Origin of the sequence: Coralloluteibacterium thermophilum, assembly GCF_042654365.1 — a bacterium.
Taxonomy (GTDB): domain Bacteria; phylum Pseudomonadota; class Gammaproteobacteria; order Xanthomonadales; family Xanthomonadaceae; genus Coralloluteibacterium; species Coralloluteibacterium thermophilum.
Genome location: NZ_JBHSGG010000005.1, coordinates 43,547 through 53,034, shown reverse-complemented (window position 1 = coordinate 53,034; position 9,488 = coordinate 43,547). Strand labels below are relative to the sequence as shown.

At 71.6% G+C, this 9,488-nt stretch carries 8 protein-coding genes; 3 read left to right on the top strand and 5 right to left on the bottom strand.

Annotated features, from left to right (window positions below; all coding sequences use genetic code 11):
* The coding region (locus tag ACFO3Q_RS03415; RefSeq protein WP_377003233.1) for a hypothetical protein at window positions 1–355 on the bottom strand (355 nt) is incomplete at its 3' end.
* Between the two features lie 303 nt (window positions 356–658).
* On the opposite strand from ACFO3Q_RS03415, the gene ACFO3Q_RS03410 reads away from it, so the two are divergent.
* The 3 genes from ACFO3Q_RS03410 to ACFO3Q_RS03400 all read left to right on the top strand — a co-directional run bounded on the left by ACFO3Q_RS03410 (window position 659) and on the right by ACFO3Q_RS03400 (window position 3,225).
* The gene (locus tag ACFO3Q_RS03410; protein WP_377003232.1) at window positions 659–1,372 is read left to right on the top strand and encodes an FKBP-type peptidyl-prolyl cis-trans isomerase N-terminal domain-containing protein; all 714 of its coding nucleotides are present in this window, start codon (window positions 659–661) and stop codon (window positions 1,370–1,372) included.
* 121 nt (window positions 1,373–1,493) lie between these two features.
* On the top strand, window positions 1,494–2,162 hold the full coding sequence (locus tag ACFO3Q_RS03405; RefSeq protein WP_377003231.1) for an NUDIX hydrolase: 669 nt from the start codon (window positions 1,494–1,496) through the stop codon (window positions 2,160–2,162).
* Between the two features lie 160 nt (window positions 2,163–2,322).
* Window positions 2,323–3,225 (top strand): hypothetical protein, encoded by a 903-nt coding sequence (locus ACFO3Q_RS03400; protein WP_377003230.1) that lies wholly within the window; start codon window positions 2,323–2,325, stop codon window positions 3,223–3,225.
* A 105-nt stretch (window positions 3,226–3,330) separates the two neighbouring features.
* Here ACFO3Q_RS03400 and ACFO3Q_RS03395 read toward each other — a convergent pair whose 3' ends face one another.
* The 4 genes from ACFO3Q_RS03395 to uvrA form a co-directional block, all read right to left on the bottom strand.
* Window positions 3,331–4,095: an enoyl-CoA hydratase/isomerase family protein gene (locus ACFO3Q_RS03395; RefSeq protein ID WP_377003229.1), complete on the bottom strand. Its 765-nt coding sequence runs from the start codon at window positions 4,093–4,095 to the stop codon at window positions 3,331–3,333.
* A 58-nt stretch (window positions 4,096–4,153) separates the two neighbouring features.
* Window positions 4,154–5,596 carry a DUF4139 domain-containing protein gene (locus ACFO3Q_RS03390; protein ID WP_377003228.1) on the bottom strand — a complete coding sequence of 481 codons (1,443 nt, stop codon included), beginning with the start codon at window positions 5,594–5,596 and terminating at the stop codon, window positions 4,154–4,156.
* Window positions 5,597–5,804: 208 nt separating this feature from the next.
* Window positions 5,805–6,434, bottom strand: a complete 630-nt coding sequence (locus tag ACFO3Q_RS03385; protein WP_377003227.1) for an acyl-CoA thioesterase — start codon at window positions 6,432–6,434, stop codon at window positions 5,805–5,807.
* Window positions 6,431–9,328, bottom strand: a complete 2,898-nt coding sequence (uvrA, locus tag ACFO3Q_RS03380) for an excinuclease ABC subunit UvrA (protein ID WP_377003226.1) — start codon at window positions 9,326–9,328, stop codon at window positions 6,431–6,433. Before uvrA ends, ACFO3Q_RS03385 begins: the two co-directional genes overlap by 4 nt.
* Window positions 9,329–9,488 lie beyond the last annotated feature (160 nt).

The window sequence follows — 9,488 nt, the reverse complement described above, 5'->3', positions numbered from 1 at the left end:
CCCGGGCCGCGGCCTCCGCGGCGGCGCGTTCGAGGCGCGCGCGCCGGGCGTCGTGGCGCGCGCGCGCCTCGTGGCGGCGCCGTTGCTCGTCCCGGGCGTCGCGCAGGATCCCCGACAGCGGAATGCGGCTGGGGCAGGCGGCGTCGAGCACGGGCGACGGATCCGCCCGCATCAGCCCGGCGTCCTCGGCCTCCGGCAGGCGCCCGTCCAGCGCCAGGAGATGCAGGACCTGCGGGGACGCGTCCGCGCGCGCGAGCGCATCGCAGGCGCCGCAGCGCACGCAGGGCGCGGCGGCGTCGAGCGCCGTGCGGACCGCCGGGCGCAGCCAGGGCGGAGGAAGCGGGCGCGCGCTCATGCCTCGTCCGTGGTCGTGGTCGTGCCGGACGCCCGCGGTCCGCCGCACGGGCCGGCGCGCCTTGGCAGCGGCACCGTGACGGCAGGACGGGTGTGGGTCGGATCGGGCATGCGGGCCGGCTTCGATGAATGCCGCCGGGTTCGAGGCGAACCGGCGGGAACTTGTGGCCCGGCGGCCGGTCAATGGCAGCCGGTGGCGGACGTAAATGGCCACCGCTATGCTAGTTCGTCGGCCGCGACGATGGATCCCTGGGCCGACCCGAATCCCGGACATGCAGGGAATTCCTTCCTCTGGAGGTTGTTAATGAAGTTGCGCTTGTTGGCCGCGTCGGTTGCGGCAATCGCCCTCAGCGGCGCCGCGCTGGCCCAGAACCAGCAGCCCGCCCAGGCCGCTCAGCAGGCTCCGGCGCCGGTGCCCGTCGACCGCAACGCCCTGAGCTACGCCATCGGCTACGACCTCGGCCGCAGCCTCGCCGACAGCGGCGAGCAGGTCGACATCGCCCAGGTGGTGCGTGCGGTGCAGGATGGCTTCGCGAAGCAGGACCCCAGCGTGCAGCCCCAGCAGATGGCACAGCAGCTCGAGGGCATGCAGCGCCGCATGTTCGAGCGCGCGCGCGCCGCCTTCGAGGCCGCGTCGCGGGAGAACAAGACCCGTTCGGACCAGTTCCTGGCGAGCAACCGCGCCCAGGCCGGCGTGACCACGCTGCCCAGCGGCGTGCAGTACCGCGAGGTCGAGCGCGGCAGCGGCGCCAAGCCGACCGCCACCAGCAACGTCAACGTGCAGCTGAGCGCCAAGCTGGCCGCGACCGGCGAGGAGTTCATCCCGCAGCGCGAGGCCACGCTCAACGTCGGCCAGGCTCCGCTGGCCGGCCTGCGCGAGGTGCTGCCGCTGATGTCCACCGGCGCGCGCTGGGAGGTGGTGCTGCCGCCGGACCAGGCCTACGGCGACACGCCCCAGTCCCCGATCGGCCCGAACCAGGCCGTGACGCTGGACGTGAAGCTGGTCGGCATCCAGTGATCCACGGCGCGCCTCGGGCGCGCCTGCGACGGGGGGCCGCGCCGGAGCGATCCGGCGCGGCCTCGTCGTTCCTGCGGCCTGCGCCGCTGCCGGCCCGCGCGGGTGGCGGCAGAATGCGCGCATGAGCGGTTCCTTCTCCTCGTCGCCTGCCGCGCGCGCCCCGACGGCCCCGGCGATCTCCGTGCCCGAGCTTCCGCGCCTGCCCCGCGCGCTGCTTCCGCTGGACGCGGCACCCACCGTGCCGGCGTGGAACATGGGCGAGGTGGCCGACCTGCTGCCTGCGGGCACGGCACTGCGACCTGCGGCGGTACTGGTGGGCCTGGTGCCGCGGGACGGGGGCACGTGCGTGCTGCTGACCGTGCGGCACGCCGAACTGCGCCATCACGGCGGGCAGATCAGCTTCCCCGGCGGTCGCATGGAGCCGGAGGATGCCGATCCGGTCGCCGCCGCGCTCCGCGAGGCCGCCGAGGAGGTGGGCCTCGCGCGGGAGCAGGCCGCCCCCGTCGGCTACCTCGACCCGCTGGTCACCATCACCGGATTCCACGTTTTCCCCGTGGTGGCGCGGGTGTCGCCGGACTTCGTGCCGGCCATCGACCCGCGCGAGGTCGACGAACTGTTCGAGGTGCCGCTGTCCTTCCTGCTCGACCCGGCCAACGCCCATGCCGCCCAGATCGAGTGGAAGGGGCGCCCGCGGCGGGTGGTGGAGTTCCAGTGGGGCGGCTACCGCATCTGGGGAGCGACCGCGGCCATGCTGGTGAACCTGCGCATGCGCCTGGAGGCGGCGCGGTGAGGCTCGCTTACCACTGTCTTCGCGGAACAGGTGGCGCCCTTCCTGCAGGCGTGTTTTTCGTGTCAAACCTCGCCAATTTCCGTATATGATCGATGACAGTCGCGCTGGAGCGGCAGCCGGATATCGTCCGGATGGAGAACTACCCAAGGAGTGAGTGCATATGGATTTTGCGAAGGGTGCGTTGGTAAGCGTCGTGCTGGCGGTTTCGGCGTTGTCATGGAGGCCTGGCGTGGCGCAGCAGTTGCCGAGGACTGTCCAGTGCGAATCTTGCTCCAACTATGTCCAGTTGGAGCAGGCCGCCCTTGTGCAAGGGAGCGGGTACTACTTTGTGTATAGCCTCCGTTACGGCATTTTCCTCGCTGCGACCGTAAGCTGGACCGATGGCGGTGGAGGATGGGAGGAGCCGAGGCGCGAGATTAAGGCTGCGAGCGGGTACTACCGGGTCGATCAGGGAGTTCCTCCCGATGGTGCCATTGCAGCCTTCGATGCGATGAAAAATCTGCACGATGCGACTGGAGGGACCAACCGGCTGGAAATCGAGGTGCATGCGCACGATCTTGGCGTAAATGGCTTGGGGACCGCATCCATCTACGATGTGATGCTGGACAACAATCTCCGCGCTCGCATCGGTGATCGGCTCAGGGATCCCAACTTCAGCGTAAACACCACCAATTTCCCGATCGCAGAGAGTGTCTACCAGACTATCGTCAGCTTTGCGGCAGCATATCTTGGTGCAAGTCCGCAGGCTTTGTTGAACGTAAAGATCAATACTCATGACGGCGGGCACCTTTACTTTCAGGTGAAGCTGGCCGAGCAGCGCGTGGAGTATGTTCCGGACAGCGCTCGCACCCCGAACGGCCAACTTGTGCCGATGGGGCCTGCATCCTTCGGAGGCCAAGGACACTGGTACGGTCCTGCCAGCGGTGGTGACGACGTGACGGATCTTGCCGACTACTTCCGGCGGATCGGCGCGGAAGTCAGTGGATCGGGCACCGGCTCTTTCGATTGCGGCTGGACCCCGCATCCTGGTGGAGGCGGCACTTTGCACTGCCAAGCCCGCTGAGTTCACTCAGAGCCGGGCTCAATGGGGCGGCCCGGCTCCAGGTGAACTTGCGGAGCGGCTGGGGACCGAGGCCGCCGCCGCGTCGGCGGCGGCGCCTGAAGCGTTCTAGCGGCCGAGGCGCGCCACCATCGCGCGCAGCGCGGCCTGGGTTTCCTCGCCGAACCACTGCTCGACGAAGGGCTCCACGTCCATCGTGTCCGCCTCGCCCAGGGCCGCGACGAGGTCCGCGCGCGCGACCGCACGCGTTGCGCGCACCGCCTGGGCGGGCAGTCGCGCGAGGTCCCGCAGCCATTGCATGGCCTGGCCGTGGACGGCCTCCGGCGCCACGAGCTCGTCGACGAGGCCCAGTGCCAGCGCGCGGCGCGCCTCGACCATGGCGCCGGTCACCAGCAGCGTTTCCGCTGCGCGCGGCCCCACCGCCCGGCGCATGAGGACCTGGATCGAGTCCGGGACTGGAAGCCCGACCTGGACCTCGTTCAGGCCGATGCGGAACGCGGCGGCGCCGTCGCCCGCGTCGGCCATGACCCGGTAGTCGCAGCAGAGGGCGAGCACGCAGCCGCCGGCAGGGCAGTGCCCGCCGATGGCGACCGCGACCGGTATCGGCGAGCGCGCGAGCGCCCGCGCCGCGCCGAAGAACGCGCTCCAGGCTCCTCGGATTCCGTCGCGGTCGAGGGTCAGCAGGTGCGGCACGTCGAGACCGGCCGAGAACACGCCCTGGCCGCCGGAGAGCAGGAGCCCGCGCGCGCCGCGCTGGGGCGCCCGTTCGACCGCCTCGATCAGCGCCCGGAGCAGTGCCGGATCCAGGGCGTTGACCGGAGGACGGGCGAGGCGGAGTTCGTGCAGTCCCTCGTGTTCGATGATGTCGAGCATGGCGGGAGAAGATGGGAAGGGGCGGGCAGTCTGCCGCAAATCCCGCCCCCGGGCAGGCCTACTGCGGCTGCACGTCCGCGGCCCAGCGGTAGCGGACGGTGTAGGTCACCGCGGCTTCGCCGTTCGCGGGGACCTCGACCTCGGTCGCCACCGCATGCGCGTCCTCGCGCGTCCAGGTACGGCCGCCCGCCTCGACGATCTCCCACTCGCTCCAGCGCGGCAGGCCCTCCACCACCCGCACCGTGGCCGCGGCATCGCGGGCGTTGCGCAGGGTGACGACGAAGCGCTCGGTCATCGTGCGGCCGGCACTGTCGAGCCGGAAGTCCTCGCGGCGGCGTTCGCCGCTCAGGTCGAACACGTTGCCGATCGGCAGGGCGACCTCCGCCCCCACCGGGGTGTGGTGCAGCGTCGCCTCGCCGAGGAAGTCGGCGCCGTCGAACATGCGCACGCGTCCCTCCGGCAGCGGCCGGCCCAGTCCCGCCTCCGCGTCGTTGCGGAAGCGCAGCGAGGCGCCGACCTGGATGCGGCCCTGGACCAGGTTGAAGTCGCGCTGGACGATCGGCCGCGGCGGCGTCCAGCCGGCGACGCCGTTGCGGGTCTCGTAGCGACGCTCGCAGGCGACGCCGCGTGCCGCATCCAGCAGGGGCACCTGCTGCACGCTGCCGTCGGGCAGATCGGTGCGGCCGGGCAGGGTGTAGGCGTGGTACTCGCCGGAGGCGAGGGGCTCGGGTGCGCCGGCGACGTCGGCGGCCATCGGCGCCGCGGCCATCTGCATCCGCTCCATGCGCGGCTGCACCTTGGCGGTGCGGTTGGGCTCGCCGGCGACCAGGGTCAGCTCGGCGTCGGCGAAGGCGGCGCCGGAGCGGTTGGCGACCTGCGCGCTGCCGGCGAAGTCCATGCGGCAGGCGCCGTCGGCGCCGGCAAGGACCGCCCGGTATTCGGCGCGCCAGGCCAGCCCGCCGGTGGCGTAGTCGAGCAGGAAGTCGCGCTCGCCGGCGGCGTCGGCGGCGAGCTGCCAGCGCAGGGTCGGCTGCGCGTTGAGGCCGCCGGGCAGCTCCACCAGGTCGAAGCTGTCGTACTCGCGCAGCACCTTGATGCGCCCGCTGTCGAGCCGCAGGGTCAGGCCGTTGCCGGCGGCGAGCAGCACGCCGCGGTCGGTCTGGCGGCTGCCGCCGGTGCTGTAGCTCACCTCGATGGGGCGTCCGATGGAGCGCTGCAGCAGTTCCTCCTGGCCCGCCAGGGCGAATTCGTAGCGCTGCCCGCGCACCTGCACGCCGCCATCCTGCGGAGCCAGCGCGACGGTGCCGGCGTCGAGCGCGCGCGGAAGGCCGGTCACGGCCAGCTCGCCGTCGCCGGCGGGGACCTGTCGGCGGAGCGTCTGGCTCACCAGGGCGAGGCCGGGCATGCCCTCGCCCGGGTAGGCGTTGTTCACGCCTTCGAAGTCGCCGCTGTACACGGTCAGGCGGGTGGCGCCGGCGGCGTCGCGGGAGGGGCTGGGCATGCTGGCGGCTCCGTTGGCCGGCTCCCGGTCGGGCGCGGCCGGCGAACAGGCGGCGAGCGCGACGAGCAGGGCCGAGGCGAGGGCGGACTTGAAGGGCGTGCGCATCATTGGATTCCCGGTGCGGTCTGCGGATGGTATTCACCTGCAACGCACGGCGCCGCCGTACGGGGTCGGCCGGTCTCCGCGGAGGCCGGCCTTCCGTTCAGGATCATCCGCCGCAGGCGGTGCGCACCAGGGCCGGCAGCGGCGCCGGCTTGCCGCTGGCGAGGTCGACCCAGACCATGGTCACATCGCCGTCGCAGTAGAGCACCGCGTCGTCGTCCGCGGCCACGATGCGGTGGCCGATGGTCACGCTGGTGGTGCCGAGGCGCTCGACGTGGAGTTCGACGACCACGTCGGCGGGCCACGGAATCGGTCGCCGGTAGTTGAGCCGCGCCGCCGCCATCAGCGGCAGCACCTGGCCGTCGAGGCCGTCGCCCGCCAGGCCGGTGAGCCAGCGCACGCGGGCCTCCTCGAGGTAGGTGAGGAAGTTCGAGTTGTTGACGTGGTTGAAGGCGTCGAGGTCGCGCCAGCGCACCGGCAGCGGCATCCGCGTGAGCACGACGCGCTGGGGCGCCGCTGCGGCCGCGCCGGCCGGGGGCGCCGGAACCGGAGCCGGCGCCGGCGCCGTGGTGGCGGCGGGCGCAGGGGCCGGGGACGCGTCCTGCGTGGCGGCCCCCGCCTTGGGTGCTGCGTCCGCCGGCTTGCGCGCGACGCGCTTGCGCGGGGCGCGCCGCGGCTTGGCCGCCTCGTCCTTCCTGCCCTTCGCCTCGTTCCGCTTGTCCTCGTCCGTGCTCATGCCGCCGACCTCCTGCGCTTGCCGTTTCCGCCGGCCTTCTTCGGTGCCGCTGCGGGCGTGGCGGCATCGAACCCCGGAAGCATGCGGGCGAGGAAGCGCCCGGTGTGCGAGGCCGGGTTCCGCGCCACGTCCTCCGGCGTGCCGGTGGCGATGATCTGCCCGCCGCGGTGCCCGCCCTCGGGACCGAGATCGACGATCCAGTCGGCGGTCTTGATGACGTCCAGGTTGTGCTCGATCACCACCACCGTGTTGCCCTCGTCGCGCAGGCGGTGCAGCACGCCGAGCAGGTGCTCGATGTCGTGGAAGTGCAGGCCGGTGGTGGGTTCGTCGAGGATGTAGAGCGTGCTGCCGGTGTCGCGGCGCGACAGCTCCTTGGAGAGCTTCACCCGCTGCGCCTCGCCGCCGGACAGCGTGGTGGCCGCCTGGCCCAGCTTGATGTAGGACAGGCCGACGTCGATCAGCGTCTCCAGCTTGCGCGCGATGGACGGGACCGGCTCGAACAGGTTCAGCGCGTCCTCGACGGTCATCTCCAGCACGTCGTGGATGCTGTGGCCCTTGTAGAGGATCTCCAGCGTCTCGCGGTTGTAGCGCTTGCCGTGGCAGACGTCGCAGGGCACGTACACGTCCGGCAGGAAGTGCATCTCGACCTTGATCAGGCCGTCGCCCTGGCAGGCCTCGCAGCGGCCGCCGCGCACGTTGAAGCTGAAGCGGCCCGGCGAGTAGCCGCGGGCGCGCGCTTCCGGCACCTGGGCGAACAGCTCGCGCAGCGGCGTGAACAGGCCGGTGTAGGTCGCGGGGTTGGAGCGCGGGGTGCGGCCGATGGGCGACTGGTCGATGTCGACGACCTTGTCGAACAGCTCCATGCCGTGCACCGCGCGGTGCGCGGCGGCGCGCGCGGCGGCACCGTTGAGCTCGCTGGCGGCGAGGGGGTAGAGCGTGTTGTTGATGAGCGTGGACTTGCCGGAGCCGGACACGCCGGTGACGCAGGTGAGCAGGCCGGCGGGGATCTCGAGGTCGACGTTCTTGAGGTTGTTGCCGCTGGCGCCCTCGATGCGGAGCATGCGCTTCAGGTCCGGCGCATGGCGCCTGGCGGGCACCTCGATCCTGCGCGCGCCCGACAGGTACTGCCCGGTGTACGAGCGCGGCGAGGCCATCATGTCCTCGACGGTGCCCTGCGCGACGATCTCGCCGCCGTGCACGCCCGCGCCCGGGCCGATGTCCAGGACGTGGTCGGCGAGGCGGATCGCGTCCTCGTCGTGCTCGACCACGATCACCGTGTTGCCGAGGTCGCGCAGGCGGGTGAGGGTGCCGAGCAGGCGCTCGTTGTCGCGCTGGTGCAGGCCGATCGAGGGTTCGTCGAGCACGTACATCACGCCCACCAGGCCGGCGCCGATCTGGGAGGCGAGGCGGATGCGCTGCGCTTCGCCGCCGGACAGGCTGTCCGCCTGGCGCTCCAGGGTGAGGTAGTCGAGGCCCACGTCCACCAGGAACTTCAGCCGTTCCCGGATCTCCTTGACGATCTTCGCCGCGATCTCGCCGCGCCAGCCCGACAGGGTGAGGCCGGAGAAGAACTCCAGCGCCTGGTCCACCGGCAGCTTGGAGATCTGCGGCAGGCTGCGCTCGGCCACGAACACGTGGCGCGCCGCGGTGTTGAGGCGGGCGCCGCCGCAGTCGGGGCAGGGGCGGTTGCTGATGTACTTCGAGAGTTCCTCGCGCACGGCCGCGGAATCGGTCTCGCGGTAGCGGCGCTCGAGGTTGGGGACGATGCCCTCGAACGGGTGCCTGCGCTGGTGACGCCCGCCGGAATCGGAGATGTAGGTGAAGCTCACCGGCTCGTCGCCGCTGCCGTACAGCACGGCCTTGCGCGCCTTCTCCGGCAGCGCGTTCCAGGGCGTGTCGACGCTGAACTTGTAGTGCCTGGCCAGCGCGCTGACGAGCTGGAAGTAGTAGGTCGTGCGCCGGTCCCAGCCGCGCACGGCGCCCGCGGCGAGGCTGAGCTCCGGATGGCCCACCACGCGTTCGGGATCGAAGAACTGGGTCACGCCCAGGCCGTCGCAGCTCTGGCAGGCGCCGTTGGGCGAGTTGAACGAGAACAGCCGGGGCTCGAGCTCGGGCAGCGAGTAGTCGCAGACCGGGCAGGAGAACTTCGAGGAGAACAGCAGCGGCGCGGCCTTGTCGTCGTCGAGCGAGACGACCTGGACCAGCCCCTCGCCGAGCCTGAGCGCGGTCTCGAAGCTCTCGGCCAGGCGCTGCTTGTGCTCCGGCCGCGGACGGAAGCGGTCGATCACCGCCTCGATGGTGTGCTTCACGCGCAGCGCGAGCCGGGGCACCGCGTCGATCTCGTGGAGCTCGCCGTCCACCCGCACGCGCACGTAGCCCTGCGCGCGCAGCTGGTCGAAGATCTGCGCGTGCTCGCCCTTGCGGTCGCGGACCACCGGCGCCAGCAGCATGTAGCGCTGCTCCGGGTCGAGCGCGAGCACGGCGTCCACCATCTGGCTGACGGTCTGCGCATCCAGCGGCAGGTCGTGCTGCGGACAGCGCGGCGTGCCGACGCGCGCGTAGAGCAGGCGCAGGTAGTCGTAGATCTCGGTGATGGTGCCGACCGTCGAGCGCGGGTTGTGCGAGGTCGACTTCTGCTCGATGGAGATCGCCGGCGACAGGCCCTCGATCGAGTCGATGTCGGGCTTCTCCATCACGCTCAGGAACTGGCGCGCGTAGGCCGAGAGCGACTCGACGTAGCGGCGCTGGCCCTCCGCGTAGATGGTGTCGAAGGCGAGCGAGGACTTGCCCGAGCCGGACAGCCCCGTGATCACGATCAGCTTGTCGCGGGGAAGGTCGAGGTCGAGGTTCTTGAGGTTATGGGTACGCGCACCGCGGATGCGGATGGTGTCCATGGTCCGTCCGGTTGGGGGAGACGCCGCGTGGGGCAGGGGCCGCGCTCAGGGCGGCATGTCGCCTGCCGGGAGCGGCACGTCGGCTCAGATGGGGCAGGATAGCAGCGGCCGCAACCCCGCCCGGGCGCCGGGACGACGGCGCGGTCGCGGAGTTCAGGAA

Coding starts and splice junctions, on each gene's coding strand:
- ACFO3Q_RS03410 (WP_377003232.1), top strand. CDS start 659: ATGAAGTTGCGCTTGTTGGCCGCGTCGGTTGCGGCAATCGCCCTCAGC.
- ACFO3Q_RS03405 (WP_377003231.1), top strand. CDS start 1,494: ATGAGCGGTTCCTTCTCCTCGTCGCCTGCCGCGCGCGCCCCGACGGCC.
- ACFO3Q_RS03400 (WP_377003230.1), top strand. CDS start 2,323: ATGGATTTTGCGAAGGGTGCGTTGGTAAGCGTCGTGCTGGCGGTTTCG.
- ACFO3Q_RS03395 (WP_377003229.1), bottom strand. CDS start 4,095: ATGCTCGACATCATCGAACACGAGGGACTGCACGAACTCCGCCTCGCC.
- ACFO3Q_RS03390 (WP_377003228.1), bottom strand. CDS start 5,596: ATGCCCAGCCCCTCCCGCGACGCCGCCGGCGCCACCCGCCTGACCGTG.
- ACFO3Q_RS03385 (WP_377003227.1), bottom strand. CDS start 6,434: ATGAGCACGGACGAGGACAAGCGGAACGAGGCGAAGGGCAGGAAGGAC.
- uvrA (WP_377003226.1), bottom strand. CDS start 9,328: ATGGACACCATCCGCATCCGCGGTGCGCGTACCCATAACCTCAAGAAC.